Origin of the sequence: Pseudomonas sp. XWY-1, from assembly GCF_002953115.1 — a bacterium.
Lineage (GTDB): Bacteria > Pseudomonadota > Gammaproteobacteria > Pseudomonadales > Pseudomonadaceae > Aquipseudomonas > Aquipseudomonas alloputida.
In genome coordinates this window covers 143,573-165,302 of record NZ_CP026332.1, presented here as the reverse complement: position 1 = coordinate 165,302, position 21,730 = coordinate 143,573, and the positions used below count along the sequence as shown (strand labels likewise).

The following is a 21,730-nucleotide window of genomic DNA, read 5'->3' as shown; positions in this document are numbered from 1 at the left end:
CTCGTCACGTTGGTTCCTTGTTGGTAGACAGCAGCATAGGCAAAGATCGCCGGGCGCGCAGGCCCGGCGCCAGAGTATGCGCTGTGGTGGGGGTTGCGGGAAAGAGCTGGTAATGGCCTTGCCTGCCTGATGCCATCCCTGTAGGAGCGGCCTTGTGTCGCGAACGGGGCGCGAAGCGGCTCCAGCGATCTCGGCATTGCTGCTGAAACCGTGGGGGCCGCTTCGCGCCCCGTTCGCGACACAAGGCCGATCCTACAACGGACCAGTGTCAGCCAGTGATGAGCGATTGGGCTGCAGAGCAGCCCGCTAGCGCATCAGTTGTCCTTGTTGTCGATGCGGATCAATGGGTCGCTACCGGTGATTAACGAGTTGATCGAGTTGCCCGACCAGTTCACACCTTCAAGTTTGATGGTTACGTCCGCGTTGGCAACACCACCCGCAGCGTTGAGCTTGCCTTCGCTGCTGATCTGCAAAGTGGTAGAGCCGTCTGCGAAACTCATCTTCAGGTAGTTGTCGATGGTCTTGCCGGTTTCATTGACAAGCAAATCCTTCAGGTCGATCCGGTCACCTTCAGCGACCTTGAAGTCCTTGATTACGTCATTGCCGTAATCGCCGGCCTTCCAGATGAAGGTGTCCTTACCTGCTCCACCGATCAAAGTATCGTCGCCATGGCCACCAATCAGGAAGTCATCGCCGCTGCCACCCAACAGAATGTCGTTACCTCTGCCACCATCGAGCCTGTCGATGCCGCCTTGCCCGAAGAGGATATCGTTGCCATTTCCGCCTGTGAGGATGTCATCACCGTCGTTGGCACCCGAGATATCAAATTCGGTGTAGTGCTCGGCGATGTACTGATGCACGTTCTTGGCAGTGATGGTGCTGACATCCACATTACTCTTCTGCGCGACGTACTCCTGCAACCCTTGATAACCCTCGCTGACAACGCCGTTGAGGGTAATCAAGTCACCGAAGATGATGTCGTTGCCATTGCCACCATCGATGCTATCCGAGCCCGGAACGGTGGCCTCGGTATGTCCGAGAATTGCCGCCGCCAGTTTGGACGGGTCGATATTGGTTTGTGGTTTACCGGCGCTGTCATAGTCCTTGAGATCGTTCCAGCTGACATCGTTGTTAAGCCCGATAGCCTGAACTTTAGTCAAGCCAGAAAGCAGCTTGAAGCTGGCCGCCGAACCGTCACTCGCGCTATCCCAACTGCTCGAGTTACCGGAGCCCGCCCGAGAAGAAATCTCGTAGGTGCCATCCCCTTGAGCATGGATCGTCCCCAAGGATTTGTAAGAGTTGTTGACGTAAACATCACCGCTGGAGGTAATAGTAAGTCTTTGACCGTCGATCACCTTGTCGAAATAGTCACCGATCTTAAAGTTGTTGACGTTCACAACATCATCCAAATACATGCCGCGCCACAGCCGAGGATTAGTATCCTCATGGTTCTGCCAGAAGGTCGGCTTACCATCGGTGATGAAATACGTCAGGTTCTCCGCCCCTGTGTTACTGGTGGCCATGGTGCTCTTGAAGAAGTTGGCCGTTGCCTTGAACACATCTTCATAGTTGGTACCGCCACCATAGTACTCACCGCCCACCATCGAATTGAGCACCGCCTGCAGCTTGCTGAGGGCATTCGAATCGGCAAGGTTGACCGAGACGTTCTTGTTAACCTGACTGTCGAAGTCAGCCAGGAAGATGTTCACCGTACCCGAGGCATCAGATCCCAAGCTGGCTTTGAGTGAATTGAACACCGATGCAAGCTGTGCCTTGGCATCGGCAATCGATTTTTCGCTCATACTGCCGGAGCTGTCGACCATGAATGCGATGTTGTAGTTTTTGCCCTGAACCACGTTCAAGCCAGATACATCTGCCACGATGATATCGTTGCTTTCGCCACCCGTGAGTGTGTCGTTGCCCGTGGTGCCGACTGTTGGCTTGTAGTCAGCCTTGTAGACCGTAACCGGAATCTGGCCGGGGGTGCTATCCGAACCACCAAGGCTTTCAGTAGCGGTAGCGGTTACTGCGATAGTGAACTTGCCCTCGTAGTAGGCTGGCGGCGTCAGTGTCAGGCTGCTGAGTTTCCAGCCAGTCACATCTACAGGCGTACCGCCCACCTTAATCGTGTGGCCCGCACCATCGCTCAGCACCGAACCAGCCGGAATGCCACTGAGGGTTACGCTCAAGCTTTCAGAGCCGTCGGTGTCAGTAAGACCAGCAGTAATGCCAACCAACTTGACCGAGCCACCTTCCGGTCCTTCGTTCAGCTTGTAGCCGTCGTAGTAGCTCTGGCCATTAACAGTGTGCAAGTCAGACGCGGTCAGGCCTGCGGTGGCCATGTCCGCCACGCTCTGGTACATCGGGATGTTGGCACTGCTCAGGTCAACCGCAGTACCCGAACCCACCTTGATATTAAGGTCATAGCTACCAGGACCTGCCTGGTTAGCATGGTAAACCTCGATCGGGTAGTAGCCGCTGGCTTTAGCCGTGAAGGTACCCGAAATCTGTCCACCGCCACCCCAAGTGGTGGTTACGACCGTAGTACCGCCCACGGTGACCACCAAACTATCATCGGCAGTGCCGCTGAAGGTGTAGGTTTTGCCTTCTTCCAGATAGATCAGGCCAGAGGTTTTCGAGCCACTGCCAGCGTTGACGCTGCCATCAGACTGTACATTCGTTGTAGAGCCCGTTGAGGTCGCGGTACCCGAGTTGGCGAATACGGTCTTCAATGCGTCGCCCGTAATGCCATTGCCATCGGTCCCCAGTCCTTTCAAAGAAGTCCAAACTTCCTTGATCAAAGACTTGGACACGACATCGGCGCTGCCGATGCTCAGGGTGGGTTTATCAACCTGCGGAGCGATGTCGACTTTCATGGTCACTTCGCTGCCGGTATTGGTGCCATCGTTCGGTTTGTACTTGAACTGGGCGTAGTCAGCCTGCTTGTTACCAACGCCGGCACCACCGTATCCATCAATACCCGACTCGTTCAACTTTGGTACGAACTTGAGGTAGCCCTTATCAATATCCGCCTGGCTGACAACCTGTCCTGAAGTCACGTTGTTCCAGGTGTTGGTAGTGCTGTTGTAGGCCTTGAGGCTGCCGTCGACCGGGAGCGATGTGATAGTCACTGACAAGCCGGTGTTACCATCGACATCGGTGACTTTGAAGTCGCTCCAATTAAAGAGGTACTCGGTATCCTCTACACCTTCGACGGCACCGCCAGTCGAGACAGGCAGATGGTCGTTGTCGAGGACCTTGGTGGTGGCCGCAGCCGGATCCAGAGTCAGTTTCTCGAACTTGCCGTCATCTGCACCGCCAACGGTGGCGATCGAGTTGACCACTGCCGAGTTGGTACCGACGTAGACGTTGTCCGGGGCAATCACAGTAGCCGAACCGGTGGTGCTGTTGGCCGCCACGACAATTGTGGTCTTGTCGCTCAGGGTGAAGGTCAGTTCACCGTGGTTGTTGATCGGCAAGCCGTCTTTGTTGGTCAGCGTGATGGTGTAGGTGATCTCGCCGCCTTCGGTCACCGAAGGCGTCGCGGTCAGCTTGGCCACTACTTCGTCAATGGTATCGGTCACCTGGACAGTGGCCTCACCGCCCAGTTGCAGGTTCTCGAAGGTCGCGCCGGTAGCGTCTACCGCCGATCGATACCGCTTGATGCACCCTTGTCATGTAGACGTCTTCGCCTTGCCGTCAGGATGTACGCGCGCTGTTCGCCGGCTGGTGACTGGCGTTGTGTTCAGGTCGACAGTCGTGGGCACTTGGTGTTGATGTCACGTGACGCGCTTGACGTTCTCACCGAAGGCTGATCGCGGTTGGTCACCGGACAGTCGCCTTCGTACGTCTGGGACCCCGGATGCTGGCGTCGGTACTGGTTACTCGGTCCAGAGTCAGTTCTCGACTTCGTATCTGCACCCAACGGGGCATCGAGTTGACCACTGCGAGTTGGTACCGAGTAGACGTTGTCGGCAATCACGCGAACCGGTGGTGCTGTGCCGCCCGACTTGTGGTCTGTCGTCAGGTGAGGTCAGTCACCGTGGTTGTTGTCGCGCCGCTTGTGGTCAGCATGGGTGTAGGTGATCGCCGCCTTCGGTCACCGAGGTCGCGGTCAGCTTGGCCACTTCTCAGTTCGGTACGGACAGTGGCCTCACGCCGTTGCAGTTCGAAGTCCCGGTAGCGTCTACCGCCGATCGACCCAGCTGATGGCACTGTCGATGTACTCTTCGCCTCGTCATGGATGTACGGCGCGCTGGTCTCGCCGGCCTTGATGGTGACCTGGGCGTTGTTGCTCAGGGTCACGACCAGGTCGTGGGCCAGCTTGGTGTTGATGTGCACGGTGAACGCCGCTTTGACGTTCTCGGCTACCGAGGTCTGATCGGCGGTGATGGTCACCAGGACCAGATCGCCTTCGTTACCGTCTGGGACACCCGGAGTGCCTGGCTCGTCGGTAACCTGGGTTTTGACCTCGGTCTTGTCCAGAGTCAGTTTCTCGAACTTGCCGTCATCTGCACCGCCAACGGTGGCGATCGAGTTGACCACTGCCGAGTTGGTACCGACGTAGACGTTGTCCGGGGCAATCACAGTAGCCGAACCGGTGGTGCTGTTGGCCGCCACGACAATTGTGGTCTTGTCGCTCAGGGTGAAGGTCAGTTCACCGTGGTTGTTGATCGGCAAGCCGTCTTTGTTGGTCAGCGTGATGGTGTAGGTGATCTCGCCGCCTTCGGTCACCGAAGGCGTCGCGGTCAGCTTGGCCACTACTTCGTCAATGGTATCGGTCACCTGGACAGTGGCCTCACCGCCCAGTTGCAGGTTCTCGAAGGTCGCGCCGGTAGCGTCTACCGCCGACTCGATACCCAGCTTGATGGCACCCTTGTCGATGTAGACGTCTTCGCCTTGCTCGTCATGGATGTACGGCGCGCTGGTCTCGCCGGCCTTGATGGTGACCTGGGCGTTGTTGCTCAGGGTCACGACCAGGTCGTGGGCCAGCTTGGTGTTGATGTGCACGGTGAACGCCGCTTTGACGTTCTCGGCCACCGAGGTCTGATCGGCGGTGATGGTCACCAGGACCAGATCGCCTTCGTTACCGTCTGGGACACCCGGAGTGCCTGGCTCGTCGGTAACCTGGGTTTTGACCTCGGTCTTGTCCAGAGTCAGTTTCTCGAACTTGCCGTCATCTGCACCGCCAACGGTGGCGATCGAGTTGACCACTGCCGAGTTGGTACCGACGTAGACGTTGTCCGGGGCAATCACAGTAGCCGAACCGGTGGTGCTGTTGGCCGCCACGACAATTGTGGTCTTGTCGCTCAGGGTGAAGGTCAGTTCACCGTGGTTGTTGATCGGCAAGCCGTCTTTGTTGGTCAGCGTGATGGTGTAGGTGATCTCGCCGCCTTCGGTCACCGAAGGCGTCGCGGTCAGCTTGGCCACTACTTCGTCAATGGTATCGGTCACCTGGACAGTGGCCTCACCGCCCAGTTGCAGGTTCTCGAAGGTCGCGCCGGTAGCGTCTACCGCCGACTCGATACCCAGCTTGATGGCACCCTTGTCGATGTAGACGTCTTCGCCTTGCTCGTCATGGATGTACGGCGCGCTGGTCTCGCCGGCCTTGATGGTGACCTGGGCGTTGTTGCTCAGGGTCACGACCAGGTCGTGGGCCAGCTTGGTGTTGATGTGCACGGTGAACGCCGCTTTGACGTTCTCGGCCACCGAGGTCTGATCGGCGGTGATGGTCACCAGGACCAGATCGCCTTCGTTACCGTCTGGGACACCCGGAGTGCCTGGCTCGTCGGTAACCTGGGTTTTGACCTCGGTCTTGTCCAGAGTCAGTTTCTCGAACTTGCCGTCATCTGCACCGCCAACGGTGGCGATCGAGTTGACCACTGCCGAGTTGGTACCGACGTAGACGTTGTCCGGGGCAATCACAGTAGCCGAACCGGTGGTGCTGTTGGCCGCCACGACAATTGTGGTCTTGTCGCTCAGGGTGAAGGTCAGTTCACCGTGGTTGTTGATCGGCAAGCCGTCTTTGTTGGTCAGCGTGATGGTGTAGGTGATCTCGCCGCCTTCGGTCACCGAAGGCGTCGCGGTCAGCTTGGCCACTACTTCGTCAATGGTATCGGTCACCTGGACAGTGGCCTCACCGCCCAGTTGCAGGTTCTCGAAGGTCGCGCCGGTAGCGTCTACCGCCGACTCGATACCCAGCTTGATGGCACCCTTGTCGATGTAGACGTCTTCGCCTTGCTCGTCATGGATGTACGGCGCGCTGGTCTCGCCGGCCTTGATGGTGACCTGGGCGTTGTTGCTCAGGGTCACGACCAGGTCGTGGGCCAGCTTGGTGTTGATGTGCACGGTGAACGCCGCTTTGACGTTCTCGGCCACCGAGGTCTGATCGGCGGTGATGGTCACCAGGACCAGATCGCCTTCGTTACCGTCTGGGACACCCGGAGTGCCTGGCTCGTCGGTAACCTGGGTTTTGACCTCGGTCTTGTCCAGAGTCAGTTTCTCGAACTTGCCGTCATCTGCACCGCCAACGGTGGCGATCGAGTTGACCACTGCCGAGTTGGTACCGACGTAGACGTTGTCCGGGGCAATCACAGTAGCCGAACCGGTGGTGCTGTTGGCCGCCACGACAATTGTGGTCTTGTCGCTCAGGGTGAAGGTCAGTTCACCGTGGTTGTTGATCGGCAAGCCGTCTTTGTTGGTCAGCGTGATGGTGTAGGTGATCTCGCCGCCTTCGGTCACCGAAGGCGTCGCGGTCAGCTTGGCCACTACTTCGTCAATGGTATCGGTCACCTGGACAGTGGCCTCACCGCCCAGTTGCAGGTTCTCGAAGGTCGCGCCGGTAGCGTCTACCGCCGACTCGATACCCAGCTTGATGGCACCCTTGTCGATGTAGACGTCTTCGCCTTGCTCGTCATGGATGTACGGCGCGCTGGTCTCGCCGGCCTTGATGGTGACCTGGGCGTTGTTGCTCAGGGTCACGACCAGGTCGTGGGCCAGCTTGGTGTTGATGTGCACGGTGAACGCCGCTTTGACGTTCTCGGCCACCGAGGTCTGATCGGCGGTGATGGTCACCAGGACCAGATCGCCTTCGTTACCGTCTGGGACACCCGGAGTGCCTGGCTCGTCGGTAACCTGGGTTTTGACCTCGGTCTTGTCCAGAGTCAGTTTCTCGAACTTGCCGTCATCTGCACCGCCAACGGTGGCGATCGAGTTGACCACTGCCGAGTTGGTACCGACGTAGACGTTGTCCGGGGCAATCACAGTAGCCGAACCGGTGGTGCTGTTGGCCGCCACGACAATTGTGGTCTTGTCGCTCAGGGTGAAGGTCAGTTCACCGTGGTTGTTGATCGGCAAGCCGTCTTTGTTGGTCAGCGTGATGGTGTAGGTGATCTCGCCGCCTTCGGTCACCGAAGGCGTCGCGGTCAGCTTGGCCACTACTTCGTCAATGGTATCGGTCACCTGGACAGTGGCCTCACCGCCCAGTTGCAGGTTCTCGAAGGTCGCGCCGGTAGCGTCTACCGCCGACTCGATACCCAGCTTGATGGCACCCTTGTCGATGTAGACGTCTTCGCCTTGCTCGTCATGGATGTACGGCGCGCTGGTCTCGCCGGCCTTGATGGTGACCTGGGCGTTGTTGCTCAGGGTCACGACCAGGTCGTGGGCCAGCTTGGTGTTGATGTGCACGGTGAACGCCGCTTTGACGTTCTCGGCCACCGAGGTCTGATCGGCGGTGATGGTCACCAGGACCAGATCGCCTTCGTTACCGTCTGGGACACCCGGAGTGCCTGGCTCGTCGGTAACCTGGGTTTTGACCTCGGTCTTGTCCAGAGTCAGTTTCTCGAACTTGCCGTCATCTGCACCGCCAACGGTGGCGATCGAGTTGACCACTGCCGAGTTGGTACCGACGTAGACGTTGTCCGGGGCAATCACAGTAGCCGAACCGGTGGTGCTGTTGGCCGCCACGACAATTGTGGTCTTGTCGCTCAGGGTGAAGGTCAGTTCACCGTGGTTGTTGATCGGCAAGCCGTCTTTGTTGGTCAGCGTGATGGTGTAGGTGATCTCGCCGCCTTCGGTCACCGAAGGCGTCGCGGTCAGCTTGGCCACTACTTCGTCAATGGTATCGGTCACCTGGACAGTGGCCTCACCGCCCAGTTGCAGGTTCTCGAAGGTCGCGCCGGTAGCGTCTACCGCCGACTCGATACCCAGCTTGATGGCACCCTTGTCGATGTAGACGTCTTCGCCTTGCTCGTCATGGATGTACGGCGCGCTGGTCTCGCCGGCCTTGATGGTGACCTGGGCGTTGTTGCTCAGGGTCACGACCAGGTCGTGGGCCAGCTTGGTGTTGATGTGCACGGTGAACGCCGCTTTGACGTTCTCGGCCACCGAGGTCTGATCGGCGGTGATGGTCACCAGGACCAGATCGCCTTCGTTACCGTCTGGGACACCCGGAGTGCCTGGCTCGTCGGTAACCTGGGTTTTGACCTCGGTCTTGTCCAGAGTCAGTTTCTCGAACTTGCCGTCATCTGCACCGCCAACGGTGGCGATCGAGTTGACCACTGCCGAGTTGGTACCGACGTAGACGTTGTCCGGGGCAATCACAGTAGCCGAACCGGTGGTGCTGTTGGCCGCCACGACAATTGTGGTCTTGTCGCTCAGGGTGAAGGTCAGTTCACCGTGGTTGTTGATCGGCAAGCCGTCTTTGTTGGTCAGCGTGATGGTGTAGGTGATCTCGCCGCCTTCGGTCACCGAAGGCGTCGCGGTCAGCTTGGCCACTACTTCGTCAATGGTATCGGTCACCTGGACAGTGGCCTCACCGCCCAGTTGCAGGTTCTCGAAGGTCGCGCCGGTAGCGTCTACCGCCGACTCGATACCCAGCTTGATGGCACCCTTGTCGATGTAGACGTCTTCGCCTTGCTCGTCATGGATGTACGGCGCGCTGGTCTCGCCGGCCTTGATGGTGACCTGGGCGTTGTTGCTCAGGGTCACGACCAGGTCGTGGGCCAGCTTGGTGTTGATGTGCACGGTGAACGCCGCTTTGACGTTCTCGGCCACCGAGGTCTGATCGGCGGTGATGGTCACCAGGACCAGATCGCCTTCGTTACCGTCTGGGACACCCGGAGTGCCTGGCTCGTCGGTAACCTGGGTTTTGACCTCGGTCTTGTCCAGAGTCAGTTTCTCGAACTTGCCGTCATCTGCACCGCCAACGGTGGCGATCGAGTTGACCACTGCCGAGTTGGTACCGACGTAGACGTTGTCCGGGGCAATCACAGTAGCCGAACCGGTGGTGCTGTTGGCCGCCACGACAATTGTGGTCTTGTCGCTCAGGGTGAAGGTCAGTTCACCGTGGTTGTTGATCGGCAAGCCGTCTTTGTTGGTCAGCGTGATGGTGTAGGTGATCTCGCCGCCTTCGGTCACCGAAGGCGTCGCGGTCAGCTTGGCCACTACTTCGTCAATGGTATCGGTCACCTGGACAGTGGCCTCACCGCCCAGTTGCAGGTTCTCGAAGGTCGCGCCGGTAGCGTCTACCGCCGACTCGATACCCAGCTTGATGGCACCCTTGTCGATGTAGACGTCTTCGCCTTGCTCGTCATGGATGTACGGCGCGCTGGTCTCGCCGGCCTTGATGGTGACCTGGGCGTTGTTGCTCAGGGTCACGACCAGGTCGTGGGCCAGCTTGGTGTTGATGTGCACGGTGAACGCCGCTTTGACGTTCTCGGCCACCGAGGTCTGATCGGCGGTGATGGTCACCAGGACCAGATCGCCTTCGTTACCGTCTGGGACACCCGGAGTGCCTGGCTCGTCGGTAACCTGGGTTTTGACCTCGGTCTTGTCCAGAGTCAGTTTCTCGAACTTGCCGTCATCTGCACCGCCAACGGTGGCGATCGAGTTGACCACTGCCGAGTTGGTACCGACGTAGACGTTGTCCGGGGCAATCACAGTAGCCGAACCGGTGGTGCTGTTGGCCGCCACGACAATTGTGGTCTTGTCGCTCAGGGTGAAGGTCAGTTCACCGTGGTTGTTGATCGGCAAGCCGTCTTTGTTGGTCAGCGTGATGGTGTAGGTGATCTCGCCGCCTTCGGTCACCGAAGGCGTCGCGGTCAGCTTGGCCACTACTTCGTCAATGGTATCGGTCACCTGGACAGTGGCCTCACCGCCCAGTTGCAGGTTCTCGAAGGTCGCGCCGGTAGCGTCTACCGCCGACTCGATACCCAGCTTGATGGCACCCTTGTCGATGTAGACGTCTTCGCCTTGCTCGTCATGGATGTACGGCGCGCTGGTCTCGCCGGCCTTGATGGTGACCTGGGCGTTGTTGCTCAGGGTCACGACCAGGTCGTGGGCCAGCTTGGTGTTGATGTGCACGGTGAACGCCGCTTTGACGTTCTCGGCCACCGAGGTCTGATCGGCGGTGATGGTCACCAGGACCAGATCGCCTTCGTTACCGTCTGGGACACCCGGAGTGCCTGGCTCGTCGGTAACCTGGGTTTTGACCTCGGTCTTGTCCAGAGTCAGTTTCTCGAACTTGCCGTCATCTGCACCGCCAACGGTGGCGATCGAGTTGACCACTGCCGAGTTGGTACCGACGTAGACGTTGTCCGGGGCAATCACAGTAGCCGAACCGGTGGTGCTGTTGGCCGCCACGACAATTGTGGTCTTGTCGCTCAGGGTGAAGGTCAGTTCACCGTGGTTGTTGATCGGCAAGCCGTCTTTGTTGGTCAGCGTGATGGTGTAGGTGATCTCGCCGCCTTCGGTCACCGAAGGCGTCGCGGTCAGCTTGGCCACTACTTCGTCAATGGTATCGGTCACCTGGACAGTGGCCTCACCGCCCAGTTGCAGGTTCTCGAAGGTCGCGCCGGTAGCGTCTACCGCCGACTCGATACCCAGCTTGATGGCACCCTTGTCGATGTAGACGTCTTCGCCTTGCTCGTCATGGATGTACGGCGCGCTGGTCTCGCCGGCCTTGATGGTGACCTGGGCGTTGTTGCTCAGGGTCACGACCAGGTCGTGGGCCAGCTTGGTGTTGATGTGCACGGTGAACGCCGCTTTGACGTTCTCGGCCACCGAGGTCTGATCGGCGGTGATGGTCACCAGGACCAGATCGCCTTCGTTACCGTCTGGGACACCCGGAGTGCCTGGCTCGTCGGTAACCTGGGTTTTGACCTCGGTCTTGTCCAGAGTCAGTTTCTCGAACTTGCCGTCATCTGCACCGCCAACGGTGGCGATCGAGTTGACCACTGCCGAGTTGGTACCGACGTAGACGTTGTCCGGGGCAATCACAGTAGCCGAACCGGTGGTGCTGTTGGCCGCCACGACAATTGTGGTCTTGTCGCTCAGGGTGAAGGTCAGTTCACCGTGGTTGTTGATCGGCAAGCCGTCTTTGTTGGTCAGCGTGATGGTGTAGGTGATCTCGCCGCCTTCGGTCACCGAAGGCGTCGCGGTCAGCTTGGCCACTACTTCGTCAATGGTATCGGTCACCTGGACAGTGGCCTCACCGCCCAGTTGCAGGTTCTCGAAGGTCGCGCCGGTAGCGTCTACCGCCGACTCGATACCCAGCTTGATGGCACCCTTGTCGATGTAGACGTCTTCGCCTTGCTCGTCATGGATGTACGGCGCGCTGGTCTCGCCGGCCTTGATGGTGACCTGGGCGTTGTTGCTCAGGGTCACGACCAGGTCGTGGGCCAGCTTGGTGTTGATGTGCACGGTGAACGCCGCTTTGACGTTCTCGGCCACCGAGGTCTGATCGGCGGTGATGGTCACCAGGACCAGATCGCCTTCGTTACCGTCTGGGACACCCGGAGTGCCTGGCTCGTCGGTAACCTGGGTTTTGACCTCGGTCTTGTCCAGAGTCAGTTTCTCGAACTTGCCGTCATCTGCACCGCCAACGGTGGCGATCGAGTTGACCACTGCCGAGTTGGTACCGACGTAGACGTTGTCCGGGGCAATCACAGTAGCCGAACCGGTGGTGCTGTTGGCCGCCACGACAATTGTGGTCTTGTCGCTCAGGGTGAAGGTCAGTTCACCGTGGTTGTTGATCGGCAAGCCGTCTTTGTTGGTCAGCGTGATGGTGTAGGTGATCTCGCCGCCTTCGGTCACCGAAGGCGTCGCGGTCAGCTTGGCCACTACTTCGTCAATGGTATCGGTCACCTGGACAGTGGCCTCACCGCCCAGTTGCAGGTTCTCGAAGGTCGCGCCGGTAGCGTCTACCGCCGACTCGATACCCAGCTTGATGGCACCCTTGTCGATGTAGACGTCTTCGCCTTGCTCGTCATGGATGTACGGCGCGCTGGTCTCGCCGGCCTTGATGGTGACCTGGGCGTTGTTGCTCAGGGTCACGACCAGGTCGTGGGCCAGCTTGGTGTTGATGTGCACGGTGAACGCCGCTTTGACGTTCTCGGCTACCGAAGTCTGGTCGGCTGTGATGGTGACCTTGACGATATCGCCTTCGTTACCTGGAGTGCCTGGCTCGTCAGTGACGGTAGTGCTGACCGGGGTCTTGTCCAGGTTCAGGTTTTCGAACTTCCACGCATCTGCGCCGCTGACGGCGTCAATGGCATTGACCACCGGCGCGTTGGTGCCGACATAGACGTTGTCCGGGGCGGTTGCAGTGGCCGAACCGGTGGTGCTGTTGGCTGCCACGACGACAGTGGTGCCGTCGGTCAGCTTGAAGTACAGCTCCGAGTGGTTGTTGATCGGCAAGCCGTCTTTGTTGGTCAGGGTGATGGTGTAGGTGATCTCGCCGCCTTCAGTGACCGACGGGGTCGCGGTCAGCTTGGCCACCACCTCGTCGAGGGTGTCGGTGACATCCACTTTCGCGGCACCGCCCAACTCGAGGTTCTCGAACGCAGCACCAGTGGCGTCCACCGCCGAGTTGATGCCCAGGCTGATCTGGCCCGCATCCTGATAGACGTCATCGCCTTGCGCGTCGTGGGTGTACGGCGCGCTGGTTTCGCCAGCCTTGATGGTGACCTGAGCGTTGTTGCTCAGGGTCACGACCAGGTCGTGAGCCAGGGCGGTGTTGATGTGCACGGTGAACGTCGGTTTGACGTTCTCGGCCACCGAAGTCTGGTCAGCAGTAATAGTGACTTTGACGATGTCGCCTTCGTTGCCTGGGGTGCCTGGCTCGTCGGTCACCTCGGTGCTGACCGGGGTCTTGTCCAGGTTCAGGTTTTCGAACTTCCACGCATCTGCGCCGCTGACGGCGTCAATGGCATTGACCACCGGCGCGTTGGTGCCGACATAGACGTTGTCCGGGGCGGTTGCAGTGGCCGAACCGGTGGTGCTGTTGGCTGCCACGACGACAGTGGTGCCGTCGGTCAGCTTGAAGTACAGCTCCGAGTGGTTGTTGATCGGCAAGCCGTCTTTGTTGGTCAGGGTGATGGTGTAGGTGATCTCGCCGCCTTCAGTGACCGACGGGGTCGCGGTCAGCTTGGCCACCACCTCGTCGAGGGTGTCGGTGACATCCACTTTCGCGGCACCGCCCAACTCGAGGTTCTCGAACGCAGCACCAGTGGCGTCCACCGCCGAGTTGATGCCCAGGCTGATCTGGCCCGCATCCTGATAGACGTCATCGCCTTGCGCGTCGTGGGTGTACGGCGCGCTGGTTTCGCCAGCCTTGATGGTGACCTGAGCGTTGTTGCTCAGGGTCACGACCAGGTCGTGAGCCAGGGCGGTGTTGATGTGCACGGTGAACGTCGGTTTGACGTTCTCGGCCACCGAAGTCTGGTCAGCAGTAATAGTGACTTTGACGATGTCGCCTTCGTTGCCTGGGGTGCCTGGCTCGTCGGTCACCTCGGTGCTGACCGGGGTCTTGTCCAGGTTCAGGTTTTCGAACTTCCATGCATCTGCGCCGCTGACCGCGTCGATGGCATTGACCACCGGCGCGTTGGTGCCGACATAGACGTTGTCTGGGGCGGTTGCAGTGGCCGATCCGGTGGTGCTGTTGGCTGCCACGACGACGGTGGTGCCGTCGGTCAGCTTGAAGTACAGCTCCGAGTGGTTGTTGATCGGCAGACCATCTTTGTTGGTCAGCGTGATGGTGTAGGTGATCTCACCGCCTTCGGTCACCGAAGGGGTGGCGGTAAGTTTGGCCACCACTTCGTCGAGGGTGTCGGTCACTTGAACCGAAGCAGCACCGCCCAGTTCCAGGTTCTCGAAGGTGTGACCGTCTACATCCACAGCGGACGTGATGCCCAGACTGATCTGGCCAGCGTCCTGGTAGACGTCATCGCCTTGCGCGTCGTGGGTGTACGGCGCGCTGGTCTCACCGGCCTTGATGGTGACCTGGGCATTGTTGCTCAGGGTCACGACCAGGTCGTGGGCCAGCGGCTGGTTGACGTGCACAGTGAAGGTTGGCTTGACGTTCTCGGCTACCGAAGTCTGGTCGGCCGTGATGGTGACCTTGACGATGTCGCCTTCGTTGCCTGGGGTGCCTGGCTCGTCGGTCACCTCGGTGCTGACCGGGGTCTTGTCCAGGTTCAGGTTTTCGAACTTCCATGCATCTGCGCCGCTGACCGCGTCGATGGCATTGACCACCGGCGCGTTGGTGCCGACATAGACGTTGTCTGGTGCTGCTACAGTCGCCGAACCGGTGGTGCTGTTCGCTGCCACGACGACAGTGGTGCCGTCGGTCAGCTTGAAGTACAGCTCCGAGTGGTTGTTGATCGGCAGACCATCTTTGTTGGTCAGCGTGATGGTGTAGGTGATCTCACCGCCTTCGGTCACCGAAGGGGTGGCGGTAAGTTTGGCCACCACTTCGTCGAGGGTGTCGGTCACTTGAACCGAAGCGTTGCCGCCCAATTCCAGGTTTTCGAACGCAGCACCAGTGGCGTCCACCGCCGAGTTGATGCCCAGGCTGATCTGGCCCGCATCCTGATAGACGTCATCGCCCTGCGCGTCGTGGGTGTACGGTGCGCTGGTTTCGCCGGCCTTGATGGTGACCTGAGCGTTGTTGCTCAGGGTCACGACCAGGTCGTGAGCCAGGGCGGTGTTGATGTGCACGGTGAACGTCGGTTTGACGTTCTCGGCCACCGAAGTCTGGTCAGCCGTGATGGTGACTTTGACGATATCGCCTTCGTTGCCTGGCGTACCTGGCTCGTCGGTCACCTCGGTGCTGACCGGGGTCTTGTCCAGATTCAGGTTTTCGAACTTCCACGCATCTGCGCCGCTGACCGCGTCGATGGCATTGACCACCGGCGCGTTAGTGCCGACATAGACGTTGTCCGGGGCGGCTACAGTGGCCGAACCGGTGGTGCTGTTGGCTGCCACGACGACGGTGGTGCCGTCGGTCAGCTTGAAGTACAGCTCCGAGTGGTTGTTGATCGGCAGGCCGTCTTTGTTGGTCAGGGTGATGGTGTAGGTGATCTCACCGCCTTCGGTGACCGAAGGGGTCGCGGTCAGCTTGGCCACCACTTCGTCGAGGGTGTCAGTGACATCCACTTTCGCGGCACCGCCCAACTCGAGGTTCTCGAACGCAGCGCCAGTGGCGTCTACTGCCGAGTTGATGCCCAGGCTGATCTGGCCAGCGTCCTGGTAGACGTCATCGCCTTGCGCGTCGTGGGTGTACGGTGCGCTGGTTTCGCCGGCCTTGATGGTGACCTGAGCGTTGTTGCTCAGGGTCACGACCAGGTCGTGGGCCAGCGGCTGGTTGACGTGCACAGTGAAGGTCGGTTTGACGTTCTCGGCCACCGAAGTCTGGTCGGCCGTGATGGTGACCTTGACGATATCGCCTTCGTTGCCTGGCTCGTCGGTGACCTCGGTGCTGACCGGGGTCTTGTCCAGATTCAGGTTTTCGAACTTCCACGCATCTGCGCCGCTGACGGCGTCGATGGCATTGACCACCGGCTGGTTGGTGCCGACATAGACGTTGTCTGGTGCAGCTACAGTCGCCGAACCGGTCGTGCTGTTCGCTGCCACAACGACAGTGGTGCCGTCGGTCAGCTTGAAGTACAGCTCCGAGTGGTTGTTGATCGGCAGACCGTCTTTGTTGGTCAGGGTGATCGTATAAGTGATCTCGCCGCCCTCGGTGACCGACGGGGTGGCGGTCAGTTTGGCCACCACTTCGTCGAGGGTGTCGGTGACTTGAACCGAAGCGTTGCCGCCCAGTTGCAGGTTCTCGAACGCAGCACCAGTGGCGTCCACCGCCGAGTTGATGCCCAGGCTGATCTGGCCCGCATCCTGATAGACGTCATCGCCTTGCGCGTCGTGGGTGTACGGCGCGCTGGTTTCGCCAGCCTTGATGGTGACCTGAGCGTTGTTGCTCAGGGTCACGACCAGGTCGTGAGCCAGGGCGGTGTTGATGTGCACGGTGAACGTCGGTTTGACGTTCTCGGCCACCGAAGTCTGGTCAGCAGTAATAGTGACTTTGACGATGTCGCCTTCGTTGCCTGGGGTGCCTGGCTCGTCGGTCACCTCGGTGCTGACCGGGGTCTTGTCCAGGTTCAGGTTTTCGAACTTCCATGCATCTGCGCCGCTGACCGCGTCGATGGCATTGACCACCGGCGCGTTGGTGCCGACATAGACGTTGTCTGGTGCTGCTACAGTCGCCGAACCGGTGGTGCTGTTGGCTGCCACGACGACAGTGGTGCCGTCGGTCAGCTTGAAGTACAGCTCCGAGTGGTTGTTGATCGGCAGGCCGTCTTTGTTGGTCAGGGTGATGGTGTAGGTGATCTCACCGCCTTCGGTGACCGAAGGGGTCGCGGTCAGCTTGGCCACCACTTCGTCGAGGGTGTCAGTGACATCCACTTTCGCGGCACCGCCCAACTCGAGGTTCTCGAACGCAGCACCAGTGGCGTCCACCGCCGAGTTGATGCCCAGGCTGATCTGGCCCGCATCCTGATAGACGTCATCGCCCTGCGCGTCGTGAGTGTACGGTGCGCTGGTTTCGCCGGCCTTGATGGTGACCTGAGCGTTGTTGCTCAGGGTCACGACCAGGTCGTGAGCCAGCGGCTGGTTGACGTGCACGGTGAAGGTTGGCTTGACGTTCTCGGCTACCGAAGTCTGGTCGGCCGTGATGGTGACCTTGACGATGTCGCCTTCGCTGCCTGGGGTGCCTGGCTCGTCGGTCACCTCGGTGCTGACCGGGGTCTTGTCCAGGTTCAGGTTTTCGAACTTCCACGCATCTGCGCCGCTGACAGCGTCGATGGCATTGACCACCGGCGCGTTAGTGCCGACATAGACGTTGTCCGGGGCGGCTACAGTCGCCGAACCCGTGGTGCTGTTGGCTGCCACGACGACAGTGGTGCCGTCGGTCAGCTTGAAGTACAGCTCCGAGTGGTTGTTGATCGGCAGGCCGTCTTTGTTGGTCAGCGTGATGGTGTAAGTGATCTCACCGCCTTCGGTCACCGAAGGGGTGGCGGTCAGTTTGGCCACCACTTCACTTATAGTGTCCGAGATCTCAACGGTAGCCGGGCCACCCAAGGCCAGCTTCTCGAAGGTGGCACCCGGTACTGTAGCGTCGGTAACACTGAGCGTGATGGAGCCTGCATCAAGATAGACGTCATCGCCCTGAACCGAGGTCTTGTACTCGACTTCGGTCTTACCGGCTTCGATCGTCACGGTGTCGCCGTTAGACAGGGTTACGGTCAACGGACGGTCCAGCGCCTGGCTTACTTTCACAGTAAAGGAAGGCTGCTGGTCTTCGGTCACATTGCCATTGCTGACAATACTTACGGTGACGGTATCGATGCTGTCATTGATGACAGTCGAGGCTGGGGTCGGATTCGGAGTCAGCTGTTCGAAGTTGCCGCCCGTGGCGCTCTCGATGGTGACGCTGACGGTCGAGCCGTTGTTGTAGACGTCATTGGCCGGGGTCTGGAATCAACGCTGCCCTGGGTTTTGCCGGCCTCAACGGTGATGGTTTGGCCGTTGGACAGGGTCACGGTCACCGGCGTCTGGGCAGGATTGCTCAGGGTCACGGTGTAGGTGATCACGCCGCCTTCGGTCACGCTTGGCGAGGCGGTCAGGGTCGCGGTGGTGGTATCGACCGAGTCGTTGATCGTGGTCTGAGCCGGGGTCGGATTCGGGGTCAGTTGCTCGAAATTACCGCCCGTGGCGCTCTCGATGGTGACGCTGACAGTCGAGCCGTTGTTGTAGACGTCATTGGCCGGGGTCTGGAAATCAACGCTGCCCTGGGTTTTGCCGGCCTCAACGGTGATGGTTTGGCCGTTGGACAGGGTCACAGTCACCGGAGTCTGGGCAGGATTGCTCAGGGTCACGGTGTAGGTGATCACGCCGCCTTCGGTCACGCTTGGCGAGGCGGTCAGGGTCGCGGTGGTGGCATCGACCCGAGTCGTTGATCGTGGTCTGAGCCGGCGTCGGGTTCGGGGTCAGTTGCTCGAAGTTGCCGCCCGTGGCGTTCTCGATAGTGACGCTGACGGTCGAGCCGTTGTTGTAGACGTCATTGGCCGGGGTCTGGAAATCAACGCTGCCCTGGGTTTTGCCGGCCTCAACGGTGATGGTTTGGCCGTTGGACAGGGTCACAGTCACCGGAGTCTGGGCAGGATTGCTCAGGGTCACGGTGTAGGTGATCACGCCGCCTTCGGTCACGCTTGGCGAGGCGGTCAGGGTCGCGGTGGTGGTGTCGACCGAGTCGTTGATCGTGGTCTGAGCCGGCGTCGGGTTCGGGGTCAGTTGCTCGAAGTTGCCGCCCGTGGCGTTCTCGATAGTGACGCTGACGGTCGAGCCGTTGTTGTAGACGTCATTGGCCGGGGTCTGGAAATCAACGCTGCCCTGGGTTTTGCCGGCCTCAACGGTGATGGTTTGGCCGTTGGACAGGGTCACAGTCACCGGAGTCTGGGCAGGATTGCTCAGGGTCACGGTGTAGGTGATCACGCCGCCTTCGGTCACGCTTGGCGAGGCGGTCAGGGTCGCGGTGGTGGCATCGACCGAGTCGTTGATCGTGGTCTGAGCCGGGGTCGGATTCGGGGTCAGTTGCTCGAAATTACCGCCGGTGGCGTTCTCGATGGTGACGCTGACGGTCGAACCGTTGTTGTAGACGTCATTGGCCGGGGTCTGGAAATCAACGCTGCCCTGGGTTTTGCCGGCCTCAACGGTGATGGTTTGGCCGTTGGACAGGGTCACAGTCACCGGAGTCTGGGCAGGATTGCTCAGGGTCACGGTGTAGGTGATCACGCCGCCTTCGGTCACGCTTGGCGAGGCGGTCAGGGTCGCGGTGGTGGCATCGACCGAGTCGTTGATCGTGGTCTGAGCCGGGGTCGGATTCGGGGTCAGTTGCTCGAAATTACCGCCGGTGGCGTTCTCGATGGTGACGCTGACGGTCGAACCGTTGTTGTAGACGTCATTGGCCGGGGTCTGGAAATCAACGCTGCCCTGGGTTTTGCCGGCTTCAACGGTAATCGTTTGGCCGTTGGACAGGGTCACGGTCACCGGCGTCTGGGCAGGGTTGCTCAGGGTCACGGTGTAAGTGATCACGCCGCCTTCGGTGACCGACGGGCTCGCCGTTAGGGTCGCGGTGGTGGTGTCGACCGAGTCGTTGATCGTGGTCTGAGCCGGGGTCGGATTCGGGGTCAGCTGTTCGAAGTTGCCGCCAGTGGCGCTCTCGATGGTGACGCTGACGGTCGAGCCGTTGTTGTAGACGTCATTGGCCGGGGTCTGGAAATCGACGCTGCCCTGGGTTTTGCCCGCTTCAACGGTGATGACCTGGCCGTTGGACAGGGTCACGGTCACCGGCGTCTGGGCAGGATTGCTCAGGGTCACGGTGTAGGTGATCACGCCGCCTTCGGTCACGCTTGGCGAGGCGGTCAGGGTCGCGGTGGTGATGTCGACCGAGTCGTTGATCGTGGTCTGAGCCGGCGTCGGGTTCGGGGTCAGTTGCTCGAAGTTGCCGCCCGTGGCGTTCTCGATGGTGACGCTGACGGTCGAACCGTTGTTGTAGACGTCATTGGCCGGGGTCTGGAAGTCGACGCTGCCCTGGGTTTTGCCGGCTTCAACGGTGATGATCTGGCCGTTGGACAGGGTCACGGTCACCGGCGTCTGGGCAGGGTTGCTCAGGGTCACGGTGTAGGTGATCACGCCGCCTTCGGTCACACTTGGCGAGGCGGTCAGGGTCGCGGTTGTAGTGTCGATTGTATCGGTCACTTGGGTAACCGCTGGCGATTGCGGCAATGTCACCGTCAGCCCGCCACCACCGGTACTACCTGTCACGGTGGCCGAAATCTGGCCACCGTCGATGTAGGGTGTGTCGTTTGCCGGAACTGCGACGTTGACGCTACCACTGGTCTGCCCAGCCGGAATGACGATCACGGCACCGTTGGACAGAGTAATTACCAGGTTGGTGGTCGGCGCCTGACCAACGGTGGCGGTATAAACGATTACGCCACCCGCTTCACTGATGGAAGGGGTTGCGCCAAGCGTCAGCTCAGTAGCGACGGCGGTATCCGTCGGTGTGGTCACCAGGTTGTTGCCGTTAGTGTCCAGCAGGCCCACTTCTTGGTTATCGGGTACGCCCGCAAAGCCCAGCCCGTCAGTCGGGAAGCCAACCGTCGGGTCAACTCGGCCAGCCGTCTCTTCGAGCATCACGAAGCTGTGGCCACCGCCCAGCGCACCACCACCCGCTGATGACGGGCCAGCGGCGGTAGCTTCAAGCTCAGTAGTCGGGTCAACACCAGCAGCAATTGCCTGCTGCAGCTCTTCCACCGAAGGCGCGGCCTGAGCTGCCGCCTGGCTCAGGTCGGTGCTACTGTCAGGCGCATCGGCGCTCCATTGGCTGTCACGTCCAAGATCGAGCAGTCGGCCATCAGCCAGCTCCAAAGTAACTGCGCCACCCGGACCGGTGAGCACTTCCTCACCGGCCAACAGGCGGTCACCTTCGATAAGTACACGCCGGATGCCCTCTGGGGATACCGCAATAACCTGGCCGACAATGCTTTTGACGATGGCTACAACGCTGCTCATTGGACTCTCCGTGTGACCCGATGGGGTACTTCCCTGCCAGAGCGGCGCTTGCTAGCCACTTCAGGCGGAACTATGTCGATGATCTCTTGACGTTTTTGACGTCAATATTCCGTCTATAACTTTTTGGAATTGCCTAACTGCCAAACTATTGACCTTATACATGCCATCCTAAACAATCGGCAATGTAATGTCACATTGATATTTGTACCTTAGCCAAGCGTTTCCTGAGGACAAATGTCTTACATCATCAAAAAGGTGTTAAGCCATCAGTCGTAGCACTTTTTCATACACCTCAGCAGCCGTAAATCATGCGGCGCGACCCTCATACTCGGCAATGTCAGCGTTACTGGCGTCAATATCCAGATTACTGTCAATCGCCCGGACACTGATTGCCAAATAAGCACAAACCTTGCCGGAATGCGGCCAGGCAGAGGTCGATAGCCAGCCAGAGCCGGGGCGCTTGCTCACCCGAGGCCCACCAGGCTTTCAGCGCTGCGCGAGTCACAAGCAGCGATGTGTCGCAAATCAATGAGATGACGTACGAGTGCGTGAATAATGGTATCCCGATCATTGAAAATCGCTTGCGGATATTGAATGCAAGAAGGCAAGGATCCGCGCTCTATAGATGAATTCTGACTAACAAGCCACAGATATGCGCCAACAAACCAGCGCCTGTTTACTGACAGTGACTAAGCTGGAACCCAAAGCCCTTGCATGCCTTGGCTGAGTGGCAGGCTATGCTGCAACAAGCTGGATGATGGCTGGATCAAAAATGAAACAATCATTGCCCCGCTAAGTCTGGTGAAAATGAAGCACGTAG

Annotated in this window: 1 pseudogene; it reads right to left on the bottom strand. The window is 59.6% G+C overall.

Going from position 1 to position 21,730, the window contains the following annotated elements:
- Nucleotides 1-314: 314 nt before the first annotated feature.
- Nucleotides 315-20,910, bottom strand: a pseudogene (locus tag PRJ_RS00695) (retention module-containing protein).
- Nucleotides 20,911-21,730: the final 820 nt, after the last annotated feature.